Origin of the sequence: Arthrobacter sp. SAFR-044, from assembly GCF_051965175.1 — a bacterium.
In the GTDB taxonomy this organism is placed as follows: domain Bacteria; phylum Actinomycetota; class Actinomycetes; order Actinomycetales; family Micrococcaceae; genus Arthrobacter.
Genome location: NZ_JBQCMK010000002.1, coordinates 300,851 through 325,031, shown reverse-complemented (window position 1 = coordinate 325,031; position 24,181 = coordinate 300,851). Strand labels below are relative to the sequence as shown.

Genomic DNA, 24,181 nt, shown 5'->3' with positions numbered 1-24,181 from the left:
GGCTTAGCCGAAAAGGACCGCGGCTTCGTCGTAGCGGTTTTGCGGGACGGTCTTGAGCTGGCCCAGGGCTTCCTGGAAGGCGACGTGCTGGATATCGGTGCCCTTCAGTGCCACCATGGTGCCCCAGTACCCTTCCACCACCGAGTCGATCGCGGCCATGCCAAGCCTGGTGGCCAGGACCCGGTCAAAGGCTGACGGGACGCCGCCGCGCTGGATGTGGCCCAGGATGGTGGCGCGGGTTTCGATGCCGGTGCGGGCTTCGAGTTCCGGGGCGAGCTGGTCGGCGATGCCGCCCAGGCGGGGACGGCCAAAGGTGTCCAGTCCGCGCTCGGAGTGCGGGCTTTCCATGTGCTCCGGAACGAAGCCTTCAGCCACCACCACCAGGGGTGCGCGGCCACGGTGGTGGGCTTCCTTGACCCATTCGGTGATTTGCTCGATGCTGACCTTCTGCTCGGGGATGAGGATGGCGTGCGCGCCGGCAGCCATGCCGGCGTGCAGGGCAATCCAGCCCACGTGCCGGCCCATCACTTCGGCGATCATGCAGCGGTGGTGGGACTCGCCCGTGGTGCGCAGCCGGTCGATGGCCTCCGTGGCGATCTGCACGGCGGTGTCGAAACCGAACGTGTAGTCGGTGGCGTCGAGGTCGTTGTCCACGGTCTTGGGAACGCCTACGATCTTGAGCCCGGCGTCGGTGAGGCGCTTGGCCGCGGCGAGGGTCCCTTCACCGCCGATGGCGATGATCGCGTCGATGCCCAGGCGGTCCATGTGGGCCTTGATGGCTTCGGGGCCGCCCCCATTTTCGAACGGGTTGGTGCGGGACGTGCCAAGGATGGTGCCGCCCTGTTTGGCGATGCCGCGGACCATGGTGCGGGGAATATCGATGATGTCCCCTTCCACCACGCCCCGCCAGCCATCACGGAATCCGACGAATTCCTGGCCGTGTACTGCGATGCCTTTCAGTACCGCACCTCGGATCACGGCGTTCAATCCGGGGCAGTCGCCACCGCTGGTGAGGATTCCAATTTTCATGTTCGGCTCAAATCCTGGGAAGAAGGTTTACAGGCAGAGCGCCACGCTGAGCTCACCTAGAAGTGTAGTGGGGGGTGTGGGGTACGACACAAACCGGTTACATGGGGCTGCTGGAAGCAGCGGGAGAAAGGGCAGGCAAAAGCCCCCGTCCGATGAATGGATTCACGGGACGGGGGCTCGGGCCTGCCGGCGTGAGCCGGACGGGTCAGCTGTTAAGCGACCGGCGGTCCAGGAACGTCTGGAGCGGGATCTCGTTCCGCTGGTCCGGAAGGATCACCCACGCCAGGACGTAGAACACGAAGGCCGGGCCCGGAAGCAGCGCGAAGAGCAGGAAGGCGATACGGACGAACGCGACGTCCACGTTGAGCTTGGCAGCGATGCCGCCGCAAACCCCGCCAAGCCACCGCTCGGGGCCGCGCTTCAGGCCGAAGCCCCTGACGATGCTGAAGAACTTATCCATGGTTCAAGACTTCCCTGTAGTTGGTTCGTTGTCACGTTTCCGGGCTGAGAGCAGGCCGCCCACCACCAGGGCCACGCCCGCGCCGATCATGAGGCCGATCAGGACGTAGGTGCCGTTGAGGGTCACGATGCCCAGCTGCGCCACGATGATCAGTGCAGCCAGCGCCAGGACGATCAGTCCCCACACCACCGTGCCCACCCTGGCGGGTGCCGGTCCGGCAGGGTGTTGGCCCGCCGTCGTCGTAATGTTGCTGTTGTCCATGTCAGTTGCCTTCCTGGATGGTGACGTTGCTGAAGGTGCCGTCGATTTGCACCACCAGGTGGTTGCCCGGCTTGTCCGTGTTGTAGGTGCTTTCACGGGTGGTGGTGCCACCGCGCTGGCCGCTGGCTTCGTTCAGGTTCCCCATGGTCATGTCCGCCTTGATGTCCACGGGCACGTTCTGCGGGATCACCACCGTCACGTTGCTGGCGGTGATGTCCAGGGGAACCACGACGTCGGACGTCAGGGGGGCGGTGGGGGAGAGGTCCGTGAGGTCCACCGTTCCCCGCCCGGCGGTGATGTCGATGCCGCCGCGCGCCTCCTCGATGCTGGCCGGGTTCCAGTCGACCTGCTGGAAGCGCATCCGGCCGTCGTTCAAGGTGTTGTAGATGCCACCGGTGACCAGTGCGATTACTGCGAAGAGGCTCAGGATGCCTGCGGTCCGGCCGCGGAAGCCCGCCACCATGATGCCCAGCCCCAGGACGGCTGCGGCACTGGCCCACACAATGGCGTTGGCCGAGCCGCCCAGGTCGATGATGTTCGCGGCATCGAGCGCCTTGAGTCCACCGCCCACCAGCAGTGCGAGTCCTGTTGCAATGGCGACTGCCGGAGCGCCGGGACCGGACGGCCGGGGCTTTGGCGGCAGCGGCGGGACCCACGGGGCGGGGTAGCCGTTGCTGCCCGGTACGCCGCTGCCGGGTCCGCCGGGAGACGTGCCGCCACTGCCGCCGGCTCCGCCGGGGGCGCCTTCGCCGGGAGCGGATGGCATTCCGGAAGGGCTGTAGCCGCCTTGGCCGTAGCGGCCCGTGCCCGCCCTGCCCGCCGTGCCGGCGGTGCCGCTGCCGTACGGGGGTGTTGCGGTGCCTGGGGCGGCGGGGACCGGACCGGAAGCGGTGCCTGCGGAGAACGTTGAGGTGTGGGCCGGGCCGGAGCTCCCCATCGGATAGGTCCCGTCGGGGGCCGCGGTGCCGTGGCCGGCGATGGTGGGGTGGGCCTTGTTGCGCTGTGAGAGGTAGTAGATCAGGTAGATGGCGCCGCCCACCCAGAAGAGCGTCCACAGCAGGCCGCTCAGGCCGTTGTGGCTCCAGCCCCAGAAGCCTCCGCCCAGGCCGGTGAGTCCCAGGACCGTGGCGATGAGGGAACCCGTCATACCGCTGGACCAGCGGCCCGCGCCGGCTTCCTGGACATGGATCCTGCCGTCAGGTTCGGGAAGGAAGGCCCAGGCCAGGCCGTACAGGAGTACGCCGATGCCGGCCAGGAGGGTCAGGACAATGAAGACGCCCCGGATAATAATGGGGTCCACACCGAGCCGGTGTGCGATGCCGCTGCAGACGCCGCCGATCCACCGGTCGTTGCCGCGGTAGATGCCGTTGCTGCGGATCCAGCCGAAGAAGTCGGTGGACGGCGCCGGGGCGGGGCTGCCCTGGAACGCGTAGCGCTGGGATTGATCCGCAGGTGGGACCGGGGCGGGGTCCGGAGGCGTGGAGGCGGAGGACGGCAGCGGCTCGGTGGGCCGCTCGCTGTTCGTGCCGGGCAGCCCGTCGGGAAGGGGTTCGGCAGGGTGTTCGTCGTCGGGGGAGGGGGTCTGCGAGTTCATACCTCGATCCTCCCGTTCAGGCCGGTTGGCGCTCTACTGGGGGAAACCCTGAACCGTCCCTGAGCTGTCCCCGGGAAGCGGGCGTATGCGGTCCGGGCAACCCTGATCCGTGTTTGGATTGACCCATGACAACCCTTCCGGCGCGGCCGCCCCTGGCACGGAGCAGCGACCGTGTCATTGCAGGGGTATGCTCAGGCCTTGCCGCGCACCTGGGCTGGCCGGTGAAGAACGTCCGCGTGGGCATGGTCCTGGCGTCCTTCGCAGGAGGGGCGGGCCTGGTCTTCTATGCCTGGCTCTGGATCATGGTGCCCACGGCGGACGAGGCTGCCCGCCGCAACGCCCGCCGCCCGGCGTCGCCCATTGCCCCGGCGGTGAGCCAGCCCGCCCAAGGAAAGGCGGCCGACGGCGGAACCCCGGCAGGTGCCGCCGGTCCCGTCCCGGACGGTGAGGCTGCGCCTCCCGGACAACCCTGGTTCCGCGCGCGCGGAATGCGGTATGGCAAGGAAATCCTGTTGGGCTGCGGGCTCCTGCTGGTGGCCGGCATCATGATTGCCCAGCTGCTGGGCGTGGATGTGTCCCTCGGAACGCTGATCCCGGCTGCCGCTGTGCTGGGCGGCGCCTCGATCGCGTGGATGCAGCTGGACGAAACCCGCCGCGCCGGGCTGATGGACAAGACCAAGGCAAACCAGGCCGGCGGATGGGGCCGCCTTGCAGCCGGCCTGGCTTTGGTGGTGGCCGGGGTCCTGGTGATGGTCTCCGGCTCGGGCTCGTGGGAGCAAACCTGGCTCGCGTTGCTCGCTTCTGTGGCCGTGCTGGGCGGGGTGGTGCTGGTCCTGCTGCCCTGGGCACTGAAGTTCTGGCGCGACCTGGAAGCGGAGCGCGCCGGCCGGATCCGGGAAACGGAACGTGCCGAGATCGCCGCCCACCTCCACGATTCGGTGCTGCAGACCCTTGCCTTGATCCAACGGCGGGCGGGCAACGAGCACGACGTCGTCCGCCTGGCCCGTGCCCAGGAACGCGAGTTGCGCGGCTGGCTGTTCCAGGATCCAGGCCGCGAAAGCGGGCAGCTTTCAGACCGGGTCAAGGCTGTTGCCGGCGAAGTGGAGGACCTGCTTGGCAACGCCGTGGAGGTGGTCACTGTCGGTGACGCCGCCATGACCGAGGCACACGAGGCCCTGGTCCAGGCAAGCCGGGAGGCCATGCTCAACGCCTCTCGGCACGGTGGCGGGACGGTCTCGGTCTACCTTGAAGCGTCCGACGGGCAGGCCGAGATCTTCATCAAGGACAGGGGACCGGGCTTTGAACTGGGAGATGTACCGGCGGACCGGCTCGGCATCCGGGAATCAATCATCGGCAGGATGAAACGGCACGGCGGCTCCGCCGCCATCCTCAGCACCGGCGACGGCACCGAGGTCCGCCTCCGGCTGCCGGCCGCCGCAGAACACGCGGAAGGAAAATCATGACCACAACGCAGGGAACAGGTGGACAGGGAACAGGTGCCGGAGGCGCCAGCCGGCCAAACTCCGTGCGGGTGGTCATCGTGGACGACCACGCCATCTTCCGGTCCGGACTGAAGGCCGACCTTGACGCCAGCATCCAGGTGGTGGGGGAGGCTGCCACCGTTGAGCAGGCCATCGCCGTGATTGCCCAGCAGCGGCCCGACGTCGTCCTCCTGGACGTCCACCTGCCGGGCGGGCTGGGGGGCGGCGGCCGCGAAGTCATCGCAGGCTCCGCCGCGCTTTTGTCCAGCACCCGGTTCCTGGCACTGAGCGTCTCCGATGCAGCGGAGGACGTCGTCGCCGTGATCCGCGCCGGAGCCCGCGGCTATGTCACCAAGACCATCTCCGGCGCCGAAATTACCGACGCCGTGTTCCGGGTGGCCGGCGGCGATGCGGTCTTCTCTCCCCGCCTCGCCGGTTTTGTCCTGGACGCCTTCGGCACTGCCCCCGCCGATATTGCCGATGACGAACTGGACAAGCTCTCGGCCCGCGAACTTGAAGTCATGCGGCTCATCGCGCGGGGCTACAGCTACAAGGAAGTGGCCAAGGAACTCTTCATCAGCATCAAGACCGTGGAGACCCATGTGTCGGCAGTGCTGCGGAAGCTCCAGCTCTCCAGCCGCCACGAACTCACCAAGTGGGCCGCGGAGCGCCGCCTCCTCTAGCCGCCCATCACCTCCTGCCCCTATATCTCCAACGCCCCATCACCTTTCGGGCCTTAAACCAGAACGCCCCATCACCTTTCGGGCCTTAAACCAGAACGCCCCATCACTTGGTGATGGGGCGTTCTGGTTTTTCCTGCGAAAGGTGATGAGGCGTTACTGGGCCTTGCCCAGGAAGTCCTGCAGGCGCTGCACCCCGGTGGCGAGGTCGTCGTCGCCCAGGGCGTAGGAGAGGCGCAGGAAGCCGGAGGGGCCGAACGCCTCGCCCGGAACCACAGCCACCTCAACCTCGTCGAGGATCAGCGAGGCCAGCTCCGCGGAGGTCTGCGGCGTGGCGGTGCCGGACGCGGTGGGGAATTCCTTACCCAGCAGCGCACGGACGTCCGCGTATACGTAAAAGGCGCCCTTCGGCGTCGGGCATTCCACGCCGTCAATCGCATTCAGCCCCGCGACGATGGCCTTGCGGCGGCGGTCGAACGCCACCTTCATCTCATCGACCGCGGTCAGCGGGCCGGACACGGCGGCGAGGGCGGCAATCTGCATGATGTTGGACACGTTCGATGTGGCGTGCGACTGCAGGTTGGTGGCCGCCTTGATGACGTCTGCCGGGCCGATCATCCAGCCCACCCGCCAGCCGGTCATGGCGTAGGTCTTGGCAACGCCGTTGAGGATGACCACCTTGTCGCCCAGTTCCGGGGCAGCGGTGGCGATGGAGGTGAAGGGGACGCCGTCGTAGGTCAGGTGCTCATAGATCTCGTCGGTGACCACCCACAAGCCCTTGGCCGCGGCCCACTTGCCGATCTCCGCCACCTGCTCGGGGGAGTAGACAGCGCCGGTGGGGTTCGACGGCGAGACGAACAGCAGGATCTTGGTCCGGTCCGTCACGGCTGCTTCTAGCTGCTCAATGGTCACCAGGTAGTCCTGCTCAGGCCCGGCGAAAACGTCAACGGGCACGCCGCCGGCCAGGCGGATGGCCTCCGGGTAAGTGGTCCAGAACGGGGCGGGGACGAGGACTTCGTCCCCCGGATCCACCAAGGTGGCGAAGGTGTTGTAGACGGCCTGCTTGCCACCGTTGGTGACCAGCACCTGCGAGGGATCCACGGTGTAGCCGGAGTCGCGCAGGGTCTTCTCTGCGATTGCCTTCTTCAGCTCGGGAAGACCGCCGGCGGGGGAGTAGCGGTGGTACTTGGGCTGGCCCGCCGCCTCGATGGCAGCCTGGACAATGTAGTCCGGGGTGGGGAAGTCCGGTTCGCCCGCACCGAAGCCAATAACCGGCCGGCCAGCTGCCTTCAGCGCCTTGGCCTTGGCGTCAACGGCCAGGGTTGCGGATTCGGCAATTGCGGAAATGCGTTGGGAAACGCGGGCGGAAGGCATTGGCAGGTCCGTTCTTCGCTTGCAGCCGGGAGGCTGGAATGTGGGATTCGACGAGTTCTACTCTATGCTGTTCACCGGACCCTCCGGGGTGCCGGTTTTGATTTATGACTGCCTGGCGCAGCACGTTTCGAACCGGACTTCGGTTGGACCGGGGCGGGCTGGTTTTACCTACGCGAAGTTCTTGCGTAGACTGGTTCACCGGTGTTGAAACACAGATGATGGCGTGCGCCCCAGTTCAAGCTGGTGTCGGCCATCAAAGAGTGGAATTCACTCCATAGGGTAGTGGCGCAATTGGTAGCGCAGCGGTCTCCAAAACCGCAGGTTGCAGGTTCGAGTCCTGTCTGCCCTGCGCAAGCTGCTCCGGGCGAAAGCCCGGAGCAGGCGCAGCAACCATGGTTCTGATCAGGGCCGGGTAATCCACCATTGCAAAGATGAGCGAGGACCAGGTGACCGAAACAGCTGCCAGCAGCTCCAAGGGCCGCCCAGCTAAGAAGGAAGCCAAGGCAAACTTCTTCGCCCGCATTGCACTTTTTGTCCGCCAGATCATCGGCGAACTGAAGAAGGTTGTCGCCCCCACCCGCAAGGAACTGATCAACTACACGCTCGTGGTGCTGGTGTTCGTGGCCATCATGATGGTCATCGTCAGCCTGCTGGACATTGGTTTCGGAACCGCTGTCAGCTGGATCTTTGGCGGTACCGGCTCCAAGGACAGCTAAGGCTGCACGGTCCGCAGGCCGCGTGATTCACCGGGGTAACCGGAAGGAAGCGCCGGCGTGCGGAATTGAGCCATTTAAATAGGCATGTTAGGCAATGAGGAAGCAGGAGACCAAGTGTCTGAGCAGGAGCTCGAGGTAACCGAGACTGGGCTGGAAGAATCCCCGGACGTCACGGCAGAAGCCGGTGAAGAGTCCGAGGTTGAGTCCTCCACGCCCGAATCCGACGACGCCGCCTCCGACGTTGCAGAAGCTGACGCCGACGCTTCAGACGCCGACGGTGAAGACGAGCCCGCAGACGCCCTTGCCGCCGCGGCAGCCACCGCAGCAGCGGACCCCGCAGAGGAGTTCAAGGCCAAGCTGCGCCGCCAGGAGGGTGACTGGTACGTCATCCACTCCTACGCCGGTTACGAGAACCGCGTGAAGGCCAACCTTGAAACCCGCATCCAGACCCTGGACATGGAAGATTACATCTTCGAGATCCAGGTGCCCATGGAAGAAGTCGTGGAGATCAAGAACGCCCAGCGCAAGGTGATCAACCGCGTCCGCATCCCCGGCTACGTCCTGGTCCGCATGGACCTGACGGACGCTTCCTGGGGTGCCGTCCGGCACACCCCCGGCGTCACCGGCTTCGTGGGCAACGCCCACAACCCGGTCCCGCTGCGCCTTGACGAGGTCTTCTCCATGCTCGCCCCTGTCTTCGAGGAAGAGCAGGCCGAGAAGGGCAAGCCGGTCAACAAGCAGCACCAGGCCCCCGTCGACGTCGACTTCGAGGTTGGCGAGTCCGTCATCGTCAAGGAAGGCCCGTTCGAGACCCTTCCCGCCACCATCTCCGAGATCAAGGTCGAATCCCAGACCCTCGTGGTGCTGGTCTCCATCTTCGAGCGCGAAACGCCGGTCACCCTGGCGTTCAACCAGGTCACCAAGATCTGAGAATCCTAGAATTCGTTCCGGCGCCGCCCGCTTAGCAGCTCCGGAACGGCCGGCCGCCTCGCCATGGCGGCCACAAACCTGAGGCACGCTCCTGTGCCCCAGGACGTTATTGAGAGAAGGACCCTACATTGGCTCCCAAGAAGAAGGTCACCGGCCTCATCAAGCTGCAGATCCAGGCAGGTGCCGCCAACCCGGCCCCGCCGATCGGTCCTGCGCTTGGCCAGCACGGTGTCAACATCATGGAATTCTGCAAGGCGTACAACGCTGCGACGGAAGCCCAGCGCGGAAACGTCATCCCCGTGGAGATCACGGTCTACGAGGACCGTTCCTTCACGTTCATCACCAAGACCCCGCCGGCTGCAGAGCTCATCAAGAAGGCTGCAGGCGTTGCCAAGGGTTCATCCACCCCGCACACCGTCAAGGTTGCCAAGCTGACCCAGGCCCAGGTCAACGAGATCGCCTCCACCAAGATGGAAGACCTCAACGCCACCAGCCTCGAAGGCGCAGCGAAGATCATCGCCGGCACCGCCCGCTCCATGGGCATCACCGTCGAGGGCTAACACCCTTACCGCTGTCCAGCGTTGGGTAATTGACGACGACGGGCGGCACCGCCGGGACACCGGCACCAAAAAAATTGAAATGTTGGTCATCCGGGCCGGATAACGAACCGGATCACCGACTGTGGCAGGGCCCAGCGCGGTCCGCAGACCACAACTGCACAAGGAGAAATAAGCAGCATGGCAAAGCGCAGCAAAGCATATGAGGCAGCAGCCGCCAAGATCGACGCGGAGAAGCACTACGCACCGTTCGAGGCAGTAACGCTGGCCAAGGACACCAACCCGTCCAAGTTCGACGCCACCGTTGAGGTCGCCTTCCGCCTCGGCGTGGACCCCCGCAAGGCTGACCAGATGGTCCGCGGCACGGTCAACCTGCCCCACGGCACCGGCAAGACCGCCCGCGTCCTGGTCTTCGCAACGGGCGACAAGGCTGAGGCCGCAATCGCAGCCGGCGCCGACTTCGTTGGTTCTGACGACCTGATCGAAAAGATCGCCGCCGGCTGGACCGACTTCGACGCCGCCGTTGCCACCCCTGACCTCATGGGCAAGGTTGGCCGCCTCGGTAAGGTCCTGGGTCCGCGTAACCTGATGCCGAACCCGAAGACGGGCACCGTGACCCCCGACGTCACCAAGGCCGTCAACGACATCAAGGGTGGAAAGATCGACTTCCGCGTCGACAAGCACTCCAACCTGCACTTCATCATCGGCAAGGTATCCTTCGACGCCGTCAAGCTGGCCGAGAACTACGCAGCAGCACTGGAAGAGGTGCTTCGCCTCAAGCCGTCCGCTGCGAAGGGCCGCTACATCCAGAAGGCAACCGTTGCCACCACGTTCGGCCCCGGCATCTCCGTGGACCCCAACGTCACCAAGGTGCTCACCGAGGCATAGTCCTCATCAGCATCCCGTGCTTCTAAGGCACATCTGAAGGGACCGTCCGGCTGCCAGCCGGGCGGTCCCTTCATCGTTAACACATCGTTTCCTTGCGCAGACCCCGCCAACTGTCCACCGCTGGCTAGGCTGAGGGGATGACGCAGCCGAACGCCCTGGTGATTTCCGCCGTCGTTGTTCCGCCTGCCGCGGACGCCGCGGACGGCTACCAGGACTTCCGGGACTGCGAGGCGATGCGGAGGGCGCATGAGCTCGACACCTGGGGTGACCTGGACCGCGGCTACACCTTTGCCGAGGAAGTGGAGCATTGGCGCGGCACCGAGTACGAGGCGCGGCACCTCTTTGTTGGCCGGCTTGGCCCGGAAACCGTGGGCATGTGTTCGGTAACGTTGCCGCTGCGCGAGAACACCAGCACGGCCGGGATCGGTGTCCTGGTGGTTCCGTCCTACCGACGGCGAGGCCTGGGACGCCAGCTGCTCCAGTACGCCGAGGAGGTGGCGCGGGACAACGGCCGTACCTCCCTGGACGGTTACTTCGAACTCCCGGCGACACTGCTGGACGGCGACGGGCCGCGGCAAGCGGCCAAATCCGGGGCAGGAAGCCTGCCCGCAGATGACGCCGCCACTGCCTTTGCCGTGGCCCTCGGATATGAGCTGGAACAGGTGGAGACGTCCAGCAGGCTTTCCCTACCGGTGCCGCCGGAGCGGCTGGAGAAGCTGGAAGCCGAGGCAGCTGCCCACGCGGGCGGTTACACCTTGATGGGATGGGACGACGCCTGCCCTGACGAACTGGTGGACAGCTTCGCCGTCCTCAACGCCCGCATGAGCACGGACGTACCCACGGCGGGGATGGATTGGGAAGGCGAGCTCTGGGACGCAGCCAGGGTCCGCCGCAACGAGGAAACGCTCGCCCGCAGCGGGGTCCAGGCTTTGGTGGCGGCCGCCATGGACCGGTCCACCGGCGAGCTGGTGGCCTACACGGTCCTCAACTGGCGCCCCGGGGTCCCGGCAACCGTGCTGCAGCAGGACACCCTGGTGTCCGCCGGGCACAGGGGGCACCGGCTGGGCATGCTGATCAAGCTTCAAAACCTCCGCAGGGTCCCGGACAGATGGCCCGCGGCGCGCTCGGTCCTGACGTGGAATGCCAGCGAAAACCAGCATATGCTGGCGATAAATACCGCCCTTGGATTCAGGCCCGCCGGCTATGAAGGTGAGTGGCAGAAACGGCTGGGATGATGCCCGCATGGCAATAGACGTGAAGATCGAGCAGCTGTATATTCCCGACTCACTGGACACCCCGGACGCAGCGGACTTCCTCGCCGCCGTGGAGGTGGGCCGCAAGGTGCGCATGCAGACCTGGGGCAGCGACGATCTTGCCTACGGCGCCCAGGAAAAGTTGCTTGAGTTCGCGGACCCGTATGAGCGCCAGCTGATCCTCGTTGCGAAGGTGGACGGCGCGATTGTGGGCACGGTTGATATTGCGCTGCCCCTGACCGATCACCTGGACCTCGCCGAGCTCACCCTGGACATCCTGCCCGAGTTCCAGCGGCAGGGGGTGGGGCGCCGCCTGCTTGAGGCGGCCGAACAGCTGGCCAGGGGTGAAGGCCGCACCATGATCCTGGTGGACACCAACCATCCGGGCGCGTCACTGCACGAGTTTGAACGGGCGCAACTGGTACCCGGCTCCGGGCAGGGGTTTGTGCCCTTGGAGAGCCGCGAAGTGGAGTTCGCGCAGAAGACCGGATACACGCTGCAGCACATCGAGCAGTTCAGCTCCTGCCTCCTGCCCCTGGACACCAAGCTGGTGGCCGACCTCCAGGCTGAAGCCGAGGAAGCCAACAACGGCAGGTACCGGCTGCACCACTGGACGGACCGCTGCCCGGACCGCTGGTTGGAGGCCGTGGCCGCGCTCGAAAACCAGGCCGGCGCCGACGTTGACCCGTCCCTGGACGCGCCGATTGAACAGGACATGGTGTTCGACGGCGGCATCCTGCGTGAGGCGGAGGACGTCGCCATCGCGCAGGGCAGGAGAACAGTGGTCACCGCCGTTGAGCACATCGCCACCGGATCACTGGTGGGCCTGACCACGATCACGGTCCTGGCGCACCGGGCTGACGTGGTGTTCCAGGACGATACCCTGGTCCTGCAGGAACACCGGGGCAACAAGCTCGGGCTCCTGATCAAGGTGGCCAACATGGAACGGCTCAGCGAGCAGTTCCCGGACGCACGCATCATCTACACCTGGAATGCGCCGGAGAACCGGTACCTCCTGACGGTCAACAAGCAGCTGGGATTCCAGACGGCCGGCGTGACGGGGATCTGGCAGAAAGAGCTCCCCACGCTGCATACCAGCACCAGCTAAGCGCCAATTTGGCGGACCGGCAGTGCCTCGCGTAAGCTGGGAGTACCAAAGACCGTCGGTTGTTGGAAATCCACTCTCCTGTACATGGCTCAATTCTGTAGTTGTGCGCAGGGGACCACAGTGGCTTTCCGGACGAAGGACCCTCAACGCAGGGCGGCCGGCGCAGGTGAACGAAGCAAAGTTCCGCGGTATAACCGTGTTGAGCCAAGCCCCGTGCATCTGCGCGGGGCGTTTTTAGTTTTAGCTCTCTTGAGCGGGGACCGTCGAATACCGGCACTATCCCCGGAAGGAGGGTTATGGCAACGCCTACCAAGGTTTCAGCAGTAGCTGAGATCACTAACGATTTCAAGGAATCGAACGCCGCTGTCCTGACCGAATACCGCGGGCTCACCGTTGCACAGCTCAAGCAGCTGCGTGTTTCTCTCGGCCAGGACACCAAGTTCGCGGTCGTCAAGAACACCCTGACCGCCATTGCAGCCAAGGAAGCCGGCGTCGAAGCATTCGACGGCCAGCTTGCCGGCCCCACTGCAATCGCGTTCATCAAGGGTGACGCAGTTGCCGCTGCCAAGAGCCTGACGGATTTTGCCAAGGCCAACAAGCAGCTGGTCATCAAGACCGGTTACTTCGAGGGCAAGGCGCTGGACGCCAGCGAGGTAGCCGCACTGGCTGCCCTCGAGTCCCGCGAGCTGCAGCTCGCCAAGGTTGCAGGCGTCCTCAAGGCACCCGCCGCCGCAGCTGCACGCATCATCGACGCACTGCGCCTCAAGCTTGAAGAAGAGAACGGTGCACCGGCAGCTGCCGAAGCGCCCGCCGCTGAAGAAGCTCCCGCCGCTGAAGCAGAGGCTCCGGCCGAAGCTCCCGCTGCCGAAGAGAACTAATTCTCTTACCCACACCAGACTCCGGTGCCCGTCCGGCCCCGCGCCGCCCGGACACCACAACAGGAAGGACGCCTACCATGGCGAAGCTCAGCAACGAAGAGCTCATTGAAGCTTTCAAGGAACTGACCATCATCGAGCTCTCCGAGTTCGTCAAGCTCTTCGAAGAGACCTTCGAAGTTACCGCCGCTGCTGTTGCAGTTGCTGGCCCCGCCGGCGCTGCTGCTGAAGAGGTTGAAGAGAAGACCGACTTCGACGTCGTCCTCGAAGCTGCCGGTGACAAGAAGATCGCAGTCATCAAGGAAGTTCGCGCCATCACCTCCCTCGGCCTCAAGGAAGCCAAGGACCTGGTTGACAGCGCACCGAAGGCTGTTCTCGAAGGCGCCACCAAGGAAGCTGCCGAGAAGGCCAAGGAGCAGCTCGAGGCTGCAGGCGCCACCGTTACCCTCAAGTAACAACGCCTTTTCCTTCGGAAACCCCGTCCCACTGCGAGTCAGTTGGGCGGGGTTTCCTGCTTTAATATCGCGAAGTCCTGCTTAGCCGGGGTCGCTGATGTCCGCCACCACGGCGCCAAGGGCCGCGGTGAGCGCGTCGGCGTCCACGAACGCGCTGTAGCCGTGCGCCCCGGCGCCCATGGAGATGCGCCGCCCGGTAATCTTGGCATCGGCATAGACGGGCCAGGCGGTGGTGCTGCCCAGCGGCGTGATGGTGCCCCGCTCGTAGCCCGTGGCCTCCAGTGCAGTCCCCGCGGGCGGCAAAGACAGCTTGTTCACTCCCACCAGGGCGCGGAGCTTTGGCCACGAAATCTGCCGGTCGCCCGGGATGAGCGCGAAGAGGAACGTCCCGTCCTTGTGCTTGACCACCAGGGACTTGACGATGTCCGCCGGTGAGATACCCAGGATGTCCGCAGCCTCTTCGAGGCTCTTCGCTGCGGGCCGTTCCACCACGTCAACGTGCAGGCCACGGGCTGCGGCGTCGGCCAGGAACCGTTCCCGTCCGACGCCGTCCGCTCCGTTTCCGGATGGACCCGCCATCAGTCGCGGTACAGCAGGAGGGCTTCGCCCTGCCCGCCTCCGCCACAGAGGGATACGGCAGCCTTGCCGGTCCCGCGCCGCTTCAGCTCATGCGCAGCGTGGGCGGCCAGCCGGGCACCTGAAGCACCGATCGGATGACCCAGGGCGATGGCGCCGCCGTGGAGGTTGCACTTCTCCAGCGGGTAGTCCAGGTCCTTGAGGGACTGCACGGCCACCGAGCCGAATGCTTCGTTGATCTCGATGAAGTCAAGGTCGGCGGTGCTCCACCCCGCTTTGCCAAGGGCATTCATGATGGCGTTGGAGGGCTGGGAATGCAGGGAATTGTCAGGCCCGGCCACCTGCCCCGGCTTCCCGACCACCGCGAGGTACTCCAGCCCGTGTTCCTCCGCGTAGCCGCGGGAAGTGAGGACCAGGGCGGCGGCGCCGTCGGACAGGGGAGAGGAGTTGCCGGCGGTGATGGTGCCGTCAGTGACGAAGGCAGCCCGCAGGCCGGCCAGGGACTCGATCGAGGTATTGGGGCGGACCCCTTCATCGGTGTCCACCACCAAGGGCTCGCCCTTGCGCTGCTTGACGCTGATGGGTGCGATCTCGCTGTCGAACGTTCCGTTCTTAGCCGCAAGCGCCGCGCGTTGGTGCGATTGGGCGGCAATGTTGTCCTGCGAAGTGCGGTCGATGCCCAGCGAGAGGTTCCGCGTCTCGGTGGACAGGCCCATCGACTCCCCGTCGAAGGCGTCGGTCAGCCCGTCGTGGGCTGCAGCGTCCAGCGCCTGGATGGACCCGTATGTCCACCCTTGGCGTGATCCCGGAAGCAGGTGCGGCGCCCGGCTCATCGACTCCTGGCCGCCCGCCACCACCACGGCAGCCTCGCCTGCGCGGATCATCCGGGCTGCGTCAATCACGGCGGTCAGGCCTGAAAGGCATACCTTGTTGACGGTCACGGCAGGCACGTTCCACCCGATGCCGGCGCCGATGGCGCTTTGCCGCGCGGGGTTCTGGCCGGCGCCTGCCTGCAGGACCTGGCCCATGATGACGGCCTCCACATCCGCTGCATCGACGCCACTGGATCCCAGGGCAGCTTTGATGGCGTGCGCACCCAGGTCCACAGCCGTGAGACTGGAGAGCTGGCCGTTGATCCGGCCCTGCGGGGTCCGTGCGGCCCCGAGGATGACAACGTCATTGTTGTGGGGAGAGTTGTCCATGGTTACCACTTTCAGTCCGGTTTCGGTCTAAGCCACCAAGGCTATCGTGAGCCTGGTCACCCAACTATTCAAACGCTGGAAGCGCTATGTGCATTCCTGCCGCGGCATTCCTGCGGCCGGATTCTGCGGCGGGGCAGGGGAGGGGTCCCCACCGGCGCGTTGTGTACGACGGCGGCCGCTTGCGTAGGGTGGAAGGCGAGGCTGTGCAGGGGACGCGCTTTGCAAGGGGACACCAGGTCCGGGGCCGGGACGGACGGAGCGGGATCGTGAAGAAGGAGCTTTCTGCGGCGGCCATCGCCGTGGCACTGATGGGCGGCACACTGGCGGGCTGCTCGGTGTCAGCACCCGCGCCGGCGGAATCCACCCAGCCAGCGGGACCGCCGTCGACCTCGGTCCATGGGCCGGAAGCCGGCAGCCCTGCTGCCTCCACCGGGCCGGGAAGTACCGGTGCAGCGGCTGGGGCGGGCGGAACCAGGGGGGCCTGCGAACTGTTCAACAAGCTGGTGGCGGCCTACGCCGCGGTTTCCCCCACCGACTCCAAGGGCTACGAGGACATCTACTCAAAGGCCCAGGACGCGAAGGATACGGTCTCCGGAGACCTGCGGGGGCTGTTCACGTCGCTGAGCCTGTTGGCCATCGACCACTCCTCGGCGGCGGGATCCGGGGGCAGGCCGTCCCAGGAATCCCAGGACGCGGTGCGGGATGCCGTGTTCGCAAACGCCGGAACCTGCACGGCGGAGGGCGTTACGCTGCGGCTCTGAGGCCGGCCAGCCTCCTCGCGTACCGAGGCCCGAAACAAGGTGCTTGCATTCCGGCGGGATGTGGGGTAGACATGTAGGTTGTTTTGCCGTATCGTAGATATTTGCGTCTTCCCTGTTTACCTTCAGCCTTCATATAGCGGTGGGCTTTGCCTGGCAGCTGGCAATCAACGTGCCGTAACAACGGTCACAGCATAGTCAGTCCAGGCCCCGGGTCATATAGCGGAACCGGATGGTAGCGCTGCGGAGTCACTCCGCAGGGTGCACAGCGGGGGAGATCTGAAAACGCCTGAAGGTCTGTGGAAGGATCCCTCTTGGTCGCCTCGAGCACCTCTAATAACGAAACCGCTAACACTGCCGACAGCACTGATGGTGCCACTCGCCGGCTCTCATTCGCAAAGATTCACGAACCCCTTGACGTTCCGAATCTGCTTGCCCTGCAGACAGACAGCTTTGACTGGCTGGTCGGCAATGAGCGCTGGCAGGCACGCGTGGCAAAGGCTGTCGAAGAAAACGATCTCAGCGTCGCCACCACGTCCGGCCTGTCGGACATCTTCGAAGAGATCTCCCCGATCGAGGACTTCCAGGGCACCATGTCCCTGAGCTTCTCCGATCCGGAGTTCGCTGACCCCAAGTACACCATGGCCGAGTGCAAGGACCGGGACGCAACGTACTCGGCTCCGCTGTACGTCAAGGCCGAGTTCATGAACAACAACACGGGCGAAATCAAGCAGCAGACCGTGTTCATGGGTGACTTCCCGCTGATGACCGAGAAGGGCACCTTCGTCGTCAACGGCACCGAGCGTGTCGTCGTCTCCCAGCTGGTCCGTTCGCCGGGCGCCTACTTCGAGCGCGCCGCCGACAAGACCAGCGACAAGGACATCTTCACCGCCAAGATCATCCCGTCCCGCGGTGCATGGTTCGAGCTCGAGATCGACAAGCGCGACCAGGTCGGCGTCCGCCTCGACCGCAAGCGCAAGCAGTCCGTCACCGTCCTGCTGAAGGCCCTGGGCTGGACCGAAGGCCAGATCCTCGAAGAGTTCGGCCAGTACGACTCCATGCGGGCAACCCTGGAGAAGGACGCCACCGAAACCCGCGAAGACGCCCTGCTGGACATCTACCGCAAGCTGCGTCCGGGCGAGCCGCCCACCGTCGAGGCTGCCCAGTCGCTGCTGGACAACCTGTACTTCAACTCCAAGCGCTACGATCTGGCCAAGGTTGGCCGCTACAAGATCAACCGGAAGCTGGGCATCGACCGCTCCCTTGGCGACAAGGAAGCTTCGGTCCTGCATGTTGAAGACATCGTGGCCATGATCAAGTTCCTGGTCGCGCTGCACGCCGGCGAGAAGACCATCAAGGGCACCCGCGATGGCCAGGAAGTGGACCTGCGCGTCGAAATCGATGACATCGACCACTTCGGCAACCGCCGCATCCGCGCCGTCGGCGAGCTCATCGAGAACCAGGTCCGCACCGGCCTGTCCCGCATGGAGCGCGTTGTTCGCGAGCGTATGACCACCCAGGACGTCGAGGCCATCACGCCGCAGACCCTGATCAACATCCGCCCTGTGGTTGCAGCCATCAAGGAGTTCTTCGGAACCTCCCAGCTGTCGCAGTTCATGGACCAGAACAACCCGCTCTCGGGCCTGACCCACAAGCGCCGCCTGTCGGCCCTTGGCCCCGGTGGTCTGTCCCGTGACCGCGCCGGCATGGAAGTCCGTGACGTGCACCCGTCCCACTACGGACGCATGTGCCCCATCGAAACCCCTGAAGGCCCGAACATTGGCCTCATCGGTTCGCTGGCTTCCTACGGACGTATCAACCCGTTCGGTTTCATCGAGACCCCGTACCGCCTGGTCAAGGACGGCGTCGTGTCCGACGACGTCCAGTACCTGACGGCCGACGACGAGGCCGAGGTCCTGATCGCCCAGGCCAACGCCCCGCTGGACGAGAACAAGAAGTTCGCCGAAGAGACCGTCCTGGTCCGTGCCCGCGGTGGTGGAGGCGAGCCCGTCCTGGTTCCGGCCGAGGACGTCGAGTTCATGGACGTTTCCCCGCGCCAGATGGTTTCCGTGGCTACCGCCCTGATCCCGTTCCTGGAGCACGACGACGCAAACCGCGCACTCATGGGTGCCAACATGCAGCGCCAGGCTGTGCCGCTGGTCCGTTCCGAGGCCCCGTTCGTGGGCACCGGCATGGAGCGCGCCGCCGCCGTCGACGCCGGTGACGTTGTCATCGCCAAGAAGGCCGGTGTGGTCACCGAGGTTTCCGCCGAACTCGTCATCATGCTCAACGACGACGGCACCGAGACCAACTACCGCATCAACAAGTTCGCCCGCTCCAACCAGGGCAACTGCTACAACCACCGCGTCCTGGTCAACGAAGGCCAGCGCCTGGAAGTTGGCGGCATCATCGCCGACGGCCCGGCAACGGACCAGGGTGAGCTCGCACTGGGCAAGAACCTGCTCGTGGCATTCATGTCATGGGAAGGCCACAACTTCGAGGACGCCATCATCCTCTCGCAGCGCATCGTTGCCGAGGACGTCCTTTCCTCCATCCACATCGAGGAGCACGAGATCGATGCCCGCGACACCAAGCTTGGTGCCGAGGAAATCACCCGTGACATCCCCAACGTGTCCGAGGAAGTCCTGGCCGGCCTGGACGAGCGCGGCATCATCCACATCGGTGCCGAGGTTGAAGCAGGGGACATCCTGGTCGGAAAGGTCACCCCGAAGGGTGAAACCGAGCTGACCCCGGAAGAGCGCCTGCTGCGCGCCATCTTCGGTGAGAAGTCCCGCGAAGTGCGTGACACCTCCCTGAAGGTTCCCCACGGCGAGTCCGGCACCGTCATCGGCGTGCGCGTCTTCGACCGCGACAACGACGACGAGCTGCCCCCGGGCGTGAACCAGCTGGTCCGCGTCTACGTGGCCGCCAAGCGCAAGATCACCGACGGCGACAAGCTCGCCGGCCGCCACGGCAACAAGGGTGTTATCTCCAAGATCCTCCCGATCGAGGACATGCCCTTCCTTGCCGACGGCACGCCCGTTGACATCGTCCTGAACCCGCTGGGTGTTCCGGGCCGAATGAACGTGGGCCAGGTGCTCGAAACGCACCTCGGCTGGGTTGCCAAGACCGGTTGGAAGATCGAAGGCGAGCCCGAGTGGGTCAAGCAGCTGCCCAACCTGCCGCGCGAGAGTGGTCCCACCACTGTTGCAACGCCGGTGTTCGACGGCGCCCGCGAAGAGGAAATCACGGGCCTGCTGGATTCCACCAACGTGACCCGCGACGGTGACCGCCTGATCAACTCCTCGGGCAAGACCCGCCTGTTTGACGGCCGCTCCGGCGAGCCGTTCCCGGATCCGATCTCGGTCGGCTACATGTACATCCTGAAGCTCCACCACCTGGTGGACGACAAGATCCACGCACGCTCCACCGGCCCGTACTCCATGATCACGCAGCAGCCGCTGGGTGGTAAGGCACAGTTCGGTGGCCAGCGCTTCGGTGAAATGGAAGTGTGGGCGCTCGAAGCTTACGGCGCCGCCTACACCCTCCAGGAACTCCTCACGATCAAGTCCGATGACATCCACGGTCGTGTGAAGGTCTACGAAGCGATCGTCAAGGGCGAGAACATCCCCGAGCCGGGGGTTCCCGAATCCTTCAAGGTCTTGATCAAGGAAATGCAGTCGCTGTGCCTGAACGTGGAAGTTCTTTCCACGGACGGAACCACAATTGAAATGCGTGACTCTGATGACGCAGTCTTCACGGCTGCGGAAGAACTGGGCATCGATCTGTCTCGCGCAGAGCCCAGCTCCGTAGAAGAGGTTTAGCAGGTAAGCGTTCGACGGCGGGTGCGCACCCGCCGTCGAACGCCCCCTCCCTCATCCCGCACCAAGACTTCAGAATTTAGAGAACAAGAGAGAACAGGGACCATATGTCCAGCGAATCCTCCTTCGGCCTCATGCAGATCGGCCTCGCCACCGCGGAAGACATCCGCGGCTGGTCGTACGGCGAGGTTAAGAAGCCGGAAACCATCAACTACCGCACGCTCAAGCCCGAGAAGGACGGCCTCTTCTGCGAGAAGATCTTCGGCCCGTCCCGCGACTGGGAATGCTACTGCGGCAAGTACAAGCGCGTGCGCTTCAAGGGCATCATCTGTGAGCGCTGTGGCGTTGAAGTCACCCGCGCCAAGGTCCGCCGTGAGCGCATGGGCCACATCGAGCTGGCCGCCCCGGTCACGCACATCTGGTACTTCAAGGGTGTTCCGTCCCGCCTGGGCTACCTCCTTGACCTGGCCCCGAAGGACCTCGAAAAGGTCATCTACTTCGCTGCCTACATGATCACCAGCGTCGACGAGGCTGCCCGCCACGAGGAACTGCCCAACCTGCAGGTTGAGCACGACATCGAGAAGAAGCAGCTGATCGACAACCGCGACGGCGACATCGCCGCGATTGCCCGCGACCTTGAAGGCGAAATCGCACGCCTCGAGGGCGAAGGCGCCAAAGCTGCCGACAAGAAGAAGGCCCGCGACTCCGCCGACCGCCAGATGGCCAACGTGCGCAAGCGTGCCGACGCCGACATCGAGCGCCTCGAGCAGGTCTGGGACCGCTTCAAGAACCTGAAGGTCGCCGACCTCGAAGGTGACGAGGGCCTGTACCGCGAGCTGCGGGACCGCTACGGCATGTACTTCGAAGGCTCCATGGGTGCCGAGGCCATCAAGAAGCGCCTCGAGAACTTCGACATGCAGGCGGAGTCCGACCTGCTGCGCGACATCATCGCCAACGGCAAGGGCCAGCGCAAGACCCGCGCCCTCAAGCGCCTGAAGGTGGTCAACGCATTCCTGACCACGAACAACAGCCCGCTTGGCATGGTCCTCGACGCCGTCCCGGTGATCCCGCCGGAACTGCGCCCCATGGTCCAGCTGGACGGTGGCCGCTTCGCGACCTCCGACCTCAACGACCTGTACCGCCGCGTGATCAACCGCAACAACCGCCTCAAGCGCCTGCTTGACCTGGGTGCTCCGGAGATCATCGTCAACAACGAGAAGCGCATGCTTCAGGAAGCTGTTGACAGCCTCTTCGACAACGGCCGCCGCGGCCGCCCGGTCACCGGACCTGGCAACCGTCCGCTGAAGTCCCTGAGCGACATGCTCAAGGGCAAGCAGGGCCGTTTCCGCCAGAACCTCCTCGGCAAGCGCGTCGACTACTCCGGCCGTTCGGTCATCGTCGTCGGCCCGCAGCTGAAGCTGCACCAGTGCGGCCTGCCCAAGCAGATGGCCCTGGAGCTCTTCAAGCCGTTCGTGATGAAGCGCTTGGTTGACCTCAACCACGCCCAGAACATCAAGTCGGCCAAGCGGATGGTGGAGCGCTACCGCCCGCAGGTCTGGGACGTGCTCGAAGAGATCATCACCGAACACCCGGTGCTGCTCAACCGTGCACCTACCCTGCACCGCCTGGGCATCCAGGCGTTCGAGCCGCAGCTTGTTGAAGGCAAGGCAATCCAGCTGCACCCGCTGGTTTGTGGCGCGTTCAACGCCGACTTCGACGGCGACCAGATGGCAGTCCACCTGCCGCTGAGCCCCGAAGCCCAGGCCGAAGCCCGGATCCTGATGCTGTCCTCGAACAACATCCTGAAGCCCTCTGACGGACGCCCGGTCACCCTGCCTTCGCAGGATATGATCATCGGCCTGTACCACCTGACCACCAAGCGGAAGGGTTCAGCCGGCGAAGGCAGGATCTTCTCTTCCGTATCGGAAGCCATCATGGCGTTCGATGCACGCGAGCTGCACCTGAACTCGCAGGTCAAGATCCGGCTTGAAGGGTTCGTCCCCTACGCCGGTTGGGAAGCTCCGGAAGGTTGGGAGCCCGGCCAGCCGGCGCTCGTCCAGACCTCCCTGGGCCAGGTTGTGTTCAACCAGACCCTGCCCGAGGACTACCCGTGGGTTGAAGCCGTTGCCGACAAGGGCGAACTGTCCCGGATCGTTAACGACCTCGCCGAGCGCTACCCCAAGGTTGTTACCGCGGCAACGCTGGACAACCTGAAGGATGCCGGTTTCTACTGGGCCACCCGTTCAGGCGTCACCGTCGCCATCTCCGACATCGAGGTTCCGGCTGCCAAGCCGCAAATCCTTGCCGGTTACGAGGAGCGCGCCGCCAAGATCCAGGGCCAGTACGACAAGGGCCTGATCGACGACGACGAGCGCCGCCAGGAACTGATCGAGATCTGGAACAAGGCAACCAACGACATCGCTTCCGTGATGCGTGAGAGCCTGTCCCCGATGAACACCATCAACCGCATGGTGTCCTCCGGTGCACGTGGTAACTGGATGCAGGTCCGCCAGATCGCGGGTATCCGTGGCCTGGTGGCCAACCCGAAGGGTGAAATCATCCCGCGCCCCATCAAGTCCTCCTACCGTGAGGGCCTGTCAGTGCTGGAGTACTTCATCGCCACGCACGGTGCCCGTAAGGGTCTGGCCGATACCGCGCTGCGTACCGCCAACTCGGGTTACCTGACCCGTCGTCTGGTGGACGTTTCGCAGGACGTCATCGTCCGTGAAGAGGACTGCGGCACCGAGCGCGGCCTGGTCACGCCCATCGCCGTCGCCGATTCCAACGGTGAGCTCGTCCTGGACGAGAACGTCGAGAACAGCGCCTACGCACGTACCCTCGCTGTCGACGTCGTGGACTCCGAGGGCAACGTCCTCGCAGCCGCCGGCACCGACTGCGGCGACGTGGTCATCGACGAGCTCTTCAAGGCAGGCATCACCGAGGTCAAGGTCCGCTCCGTACTCACCTGTGAGTCCAGCGTCGGTACCTGCGCCCTGTGCTACGGCCGTTCGCTGGCCACCGGCAAGACCGTGGACATCGGCGAGGCCGTGGGCATCATCGCCGCACAGTCCATCGGTGAACCCGGTACCCAGCTGACCATGCGTACGTTCCACACCGGTGGTGCTGTTTCCGCAGGCGGTGGCGACGACATCACCCAGGGTCTGCCCCGTATCCAGGAGCTCTTCGAAGCCCGTACTCCGAAGGGTGTTGCCCCGATTGCTGAAGCAGCCGGCCGCATCACCATCGAAGAGTCCGAGCGCCAGATGCGCCTGGTCATCACCCCGGATGACGGAACGGAAGAGATCGCCTACCCGGTCCTCCGCCGTTCACGCCTGCTGATCGAAGACGGCGACCATGTCTCCGTTGGCCAGAAGCTGATCAACGGCCCGGTCGACCCCAAGCAGGTCCTGCGCATCATGGGTCCGCGTGCGGCACAGAAGTTCCTTGTGGACGAAGTGCAGGGCGTGTACCGCAGCCAGGGTATTGGTATCCACGACAAGCACGTCGAGGTTATCGTCCGCCAGATGCTGCGCCGCGTCACGGTCATCGAGTCCGGCGAATCGGACCTGCTGCCCGGCGAGCTCGCCGAGCGCAGCCGCTTCGAGGACGCCAACCGCCGCGTTGTGTCCGAGGGCAAGACTCCGGCTTCCGGACGTCCTGAACTCATGGGCATCACCAAGGCGTCGCTGGCCACCGAGTCCTGGCTGTCCGCAGCTTCCTTCCAGGAGACCACCCGCGTCCTGACGCAGGCGGCCATGGAAGGCAAGAGCGATCCGCTGCTCGGCCTGAAGGAAAACGTCATCATCGGTAAGCTGATCCCGGCCGGCACGGGCCTCCCGCGCTACACCGAGGTCACCGTGGAGCCCACTGAGGAAGCAAAGGCCAACCTGTTCACCGGCCCCAGCGCATTCAGTGACTTCTCGTACGACACCCTGGGCGGTGACGGAGCTCCCGAGTTCCACGCCATCCCGCTGGATGACTACGACCTGGGCAACGACTTCCGCTGACGCGTAAGCCTGACGACGGATGGTCCCGCACCGAAAGGTGGGGGACCATCCCCGTTTAAACATCGATTGCTCCGTACTTGTCGTTCTGGTGGCCCATAACGACAAGTACGGAGCAATCGACCGGGGGAGAGGCCCCGATTAAGGCATGGAGCCCGT

At 64.9% G+C, this 24,181-nt stretch carries 20 protein-coding genes and 1 tRNA gene; 14 read left to right on the top strand and 7 right to left on the bottom strand.

Going from position 1 to position 24,181, the window contains the following annotated elements; genetic code table 11:
- Window positions 1-3 precede the first annotated feature (3 nt).
- The 4 genes from ACTHQS_RS04250 to ACTHQS_RS04235 all read right to left on the bottom strand — a co-directional run bounded on the left by ACTHQS_RS04250 (window position 4) and on the right by ACTHQS_RS04235 (window position 3,344).
- Window positions 4-1,029 carry an ATP-dependent 6-phosphofructokinase gene (locus ACTHQS_RS04250; RefSeq protein ID WP_440166339.1) on the bottom strand — a complete coding sequence of 342 codons (1,026 nt, stop codon included), beginning with the start codon at window positions 1,027-1,029 and terminating at the stop codon, window positions 4-6.
- A 205-nt stretch (window positions 1,030-1,234) separates the two neighbouring features.
- Complete coding sequence (locus ACTHQS_RS04245) at window positions 1,235-1,489, bottom strand: PspC domain-containing protein (protein ID WP_440166337.1); 255 nt, start codon at window positions 1,487-1,489, stop codon at window positions 1,235-1,237.
- Between the two features lie 3 nt (window positions 1,490-1,492).
- The gene (locus ACTHQS_RS04240) at window positions 1,493-1,750 is read right to left on the bottom strand and encodes a hypothetical protein (RefSeq protein ID WP_440166335.1); all 258 of its coding nucleotides are present in this window, start codon (window positions 1,748-1,750) and stop codon (window positions 1,493-1,495) included.
- 1 nt (window position 1,751) lies between these two features.
- Complete coding sequence (locus ACTHQS_RS04235) at window positions 1,752-3,344, bottom strand: PspC domain-containing protein (RefSeq protein ID WP_440166333.1); 1,593 nt, start codon at window positions 3,342-3,344, stop codon at window positions 1,752-1,754.
- A 125-nt stretch (window positions 3,345-3,469) separates the two neighbouring features.
- Between ACTHQS_RS04235 and ACTHQS_RS04230 the strand changes: the two genes are divergently transcribed.
- Window positions 3,470-4,807: an ATP-binding protein gene (locus ACTHQS_RS04230; protein WP_440166331.1), complete on the top strand. Its 1,338-nt coding sequence runs from the start codon at window positions 3,470-3,472 to the stop codon at window positions 4,805-4,807.
- Entirely contained in the window at window positions 4,804-5,508 is a 705-nt protein-coding gene (locus tag ACTHQS_RS04225; RefSeq protein ID WP_440166329.1) for a LuxR C-terminal-related transcriptional regulator, read from the top strand. Before ACTHQS_RS04230 ends, ACTHQS_RS04225 begins: the two co-directional genes overlap by 4 nt.
- Before the next feature lie 153 nt (window positions 5,509-5,661).
- Here the strand turns inward: ACTHQS_RS04225 and ACTHQS_RS04220 are convergent, their stop codons facing one another.
- Window positions 5,662-6,879: a pyridoxal phosphate-dependent aminotransferase gene (locus tag ACTHQS_RS04220; protein WP_440166327.1), complete on the bottom strand. Its 1,218-nt coding sequence runs from the start codon at window positions 6,877-6,879 to the stop codon at window positions 5,662-5,664.
- Window positions 6,880-7,155: 276 nt separating this feature from the next.
- On the opposite strand from ACTHQS_RS04220, the gene ACTHQS_RS04215 reads away from it, so the two are divergent.
- The 9 genes from ACTHQS_RS04215 (at window position 7,156) to rplL (ending at window position 13,661) form a co-directional block, all read left to right on the top strand.
- A tRNA-Trp gene (locus tag ACTHQS_RS04215) sits at window positions 7,156-7,228 on the top strand.
- A gap of 82 nt (window positions 7,229-7,310) precedes the next feature.
- A complete protein-coding gene (gene secE, locus ACTHQS_RS04210) occupies window positions 7,311-7,595 on the top strand; it encodes a preprotein translocase subunit SecE (protein WP_142133076.1) in 285 nt (94 codons plus the stop codon).
- Between the two features lie 114 nt (window positions 7,596-7,709).
- Window positions 7,710-8,525: a transcription termination/antitermination protein NusG gene (gene nusG, locus ACTHQS_RS04205; RefSeq protein WP_440166326.1), complete on the top strand. Its 816-nt coding sequence runs from the start codon at window positions 7,710-7,712 to the stop codon at window positions 8,523-8,525.
- Between the two features lie 128 nt (window positions 8,526-8,653).
- On the top strand, window positions 8,654-9,085 hold the full coding sequence (gene rplK / locus ACTHQS_RS04200; protein WP_018760472.1) for a 50S ribosomal protein L11: 432 nt from the start codon (window positions 8,654-8,656) through the stop codon (window positions 9,083-9,085).
- Between the two features lie 177 nt (window positions 9,086-9,262).
- On the top strand, window positions 9,263-9,970 hold the full coding sequence (gene rplA / locus ACTHQS_RS04195; protein ID WP_440166323.1) for a 50S ribosomal protein L1: 708 nt from the start codon (window positions 9,263-9,265) through the stop codon (window positions 9,968-9,970).
- A gap of 137 nt (window positions 9,971-10,107) precedes the next feature.
- Complete coding sequence (locus ACTHQS_RS04190; protein ID WP_440166321.1) at window positions 10,108-11,205, top strand: GNAT family N-acetyltransferase; 1,098 nt, start codon at window positions 10,108-10,110, stop codon at window positions 11,203-11,205.
- Window positions 11,206-11,212: 7 nt separating this feature from the next.
- A complete protein-coding gene (locus ACTHQS_RS04185; RefSeq protein ID WP_440166319.1) occupies window positions 11,213-12,331 on the top strand; it encodes a GNAT family N-acetyltransferase in 1,119 nt (372 codons plus the stop codon).
- Between the two features lie 296 nt (window positions 12,332-12,627).
- On the top strand, window positions 12,628-13,209 hold the full coding sequence (gene rplJ / locus ACTHQS_RS04180; RefSeq protein ID WP_255172854.1) for a 50S ribosomal protein L10: 582 nt from the start codon (window positions 12,628-12,630) through the stop codon (window positions 13,207-13,209).
- Between the two features lie 77 nt (window positions 13,210-13,286).
- The gene (gene rplL / locus ACTHQS_RS04175) at window positions 13,287-13,661 is read left to right on the top strand and encodes a 50S ribosomal protein L7/L12 (RefSeq protein ID WP_139029946.1); all 375 of its coding nucleotides are present in this window, start codon (window positions 13,287-13,289) and stop codon (window positions 13,659-13,661) included.
- An 81-nt stretch (window positions 13,662-13,742) separates the two neighbouring features.
- On the opposite strand, the gene ACTHQS_RS04170 is transcribed toward rplL, so the two are convergent.
- The gene (locus ACTHQS_RS04170; RefSeq protein ID WP_440166316.1) at window positions 13,743-14,240 is read right to left on the bottom strand and encodes an aminoacyl-tRNA deacylase; all 498 of its coding nucleotides are present in this window, start codon (window positions 14,238-14,240) and stop codon (window positions 13,743-13,745) included.
- On the bottom strand, window positions 14,240-15,439 hold the full coding sequence (locus ACTHQS_RS04165) for an acetyl-CoA C-acetyltransferase (protein ID WP_440166314.1): 1,200 nt from the start codon (window positions 15,437-15,439) through the stop codon (window positions 14,240-14,242). The genes ACTHQS_RS04170 and ACTHQS_RS04165 overlap by 1 nt, the downstream gene beginning before the upstream one ends.
- A 266-nt stretch (window positions 15,440-15,705) precedes the next feature.
- Here ACTHQS_RS04165 and ACTHQS_RS04160 point away from each other — a divergent pair, with 266 nt between their 5' ends.
- From ACTHQS_RS04160 to ACTHQS_RS04150, 3 genes are all read left to right on the top strand, one after another.
- Window positions 15,706-16,200 (top strand): hypothetical protein, encoded by a 495-nt coding sequence (locus ACTHQS_RS04160; protein WP_440166312.1) that lies wholly within the window; start codon window positions 15,706-15,708, stop codon window positions 16,198-16,200.
- Window positions 16,201-16,511: 311 nt separating this feature from the next.
- Window positions 16,512-20,021, top strand: coding sequence for a DNA-directed RNA polymerase subunit beta (gene rpoB / locus ACTHQS_RS04155; protein WP_387557584.1), 3,510 nt, complete (start codon window positions 16,512-16,514; stop codon window positions 20,019-20,021).
- A gap of 104 nt (window positions 20,022-20,125) precedes the next feature.
- The gene (locus ACTHQS_RS04150; protein WP_440166310.1) at window positions 20,126-24,025 is read left to right on the top strand and encodes a DNA-directed RNA polymerase subunit beta'; all 3,900 of its coding nucleotides are present in this window, start codon (window positions 20,126-20,128) and stop codon (window positions 24,023-24,025) included.
- Window positions 24,026-24,181 lie beyond the last annotated feature (156 nt).

Excerpts from the sequence above, each read along its gene's own strand:
- ACTHQS_RS04250 (WP_440166339.1), bottom strand. The coding sequence starts at position 1,029 with ATGAAAATTGGAATCCTCACCAGCGGTGGCGACTGCCCCGGATTGAAC.
- ACTHQS_RS04245 (WP_440166337.1), bottom strand. The coding sequence starts at position 1,489 with ATGGATAAGTTCTTCAGCATCGTCAGGGGCTTCGGCCTGAAGCGCGGC.
- ACTHQS_RS04240 (WP_440166335.1), bottom strand. The coding sequence starts at position 1,750 with ATGGACAACAGCAACATTACGACGACGGCGGGCCAACACCCTGCCGGA.
- ACTHQS_RS04235 (WP_440166333.1), bottom strand. The coding sequence starts at position 3,344 with ATGAACTCGCAGACCCCCTCCCCCGACGACGAACACCCTGCCGAACCC.
- ACTHQS_RS04230 (WP_440166331.1), top strand. The coding sequence starts at position 3,470 with ATGACAACCCTTCCGGCGCGGCCGCCCCTGGCACGGAGCAGCGACCGT.
- ACTHQS_RS04225 (WP_440166329.1), top strand. The coding sequence starts at position 4,804 with ATGACCACAACGCAGGGAACAGGTGGACAGGGAACAGGTGCCGGAGGC.
- ACTHQS_RS04220 (WP_440166327.1), bottom strand. The coding sequence starts at position 6,879 with ATGCCTTCCGCCCGCGTTTCCCAACGCATTTCCGCAATTGCCGAATCC.
- secE (WP_142133076.1), top strand. The coding sequence starts at position 7,311 with ATGAGCGAGGACCAGGTGACCGAAACAGCTGCCAGCAGCTCCAAGGGC.
- rplA (WP_440166323.1), top strand. The coding sequence starts at position 9,263 with ATGGCAAAGCGCAGCAAAGCATATGAGGCAGCAGCCGCCAAGATCGAC.
- ACTHQS_RS04190 (WP_440166321.1), top strand. The coding sequence starts at position 10,108 with ATGACGCAGCCGAACGCCCTGGTGATTTCCGCCGTCGTTGTTCCGCCT.
- ACTHQS_RS04185 (WP_440166319.1), top strand. The coding sequence starts at position 11,213 with ATGGCAATAGACGTGAAGATCGAGCAGCTGTATATTCCCGACTCACTG.
- rplJ (WP_255172854.1), top strand. The coding sequence starts at position 12,628 with ATGGCAACGCCTACCAAGGTTTCAGCAGTAGCTGAGATCACTAACGAT.
- rplL (WP_139029946.1), top strand. The coding sequence starts at position 13,287 with ATGGCGAAGCTCAGCAACGAAGAGCTCATTGAAGCTTTCAAGGAACTG.
- ACTHQS_RS04170 (WP_440166316.1), bottom strand. The coding sequence starts at position 14,240 with ATGGCGGGTCCATCCGGAAACGGAGCGGACGGCGTCGGACGGGAACGG.
- ACTHQS_RS04165 (WP_440166314.1), bottom strand. The coding sequence starts at position 15,439 with ATGGACAACTCTCCCCACAACAATGACGTTGTCATCCTCGGGGCCGCA.
- ACTHQS_RS04150 (WP_440166310.1), top strand. The coding sequence starts at position 20,126 with ATGTCCAGCGAATCCTCCTTCGGCCTCATGCAGATCGGCCTCGCCACC.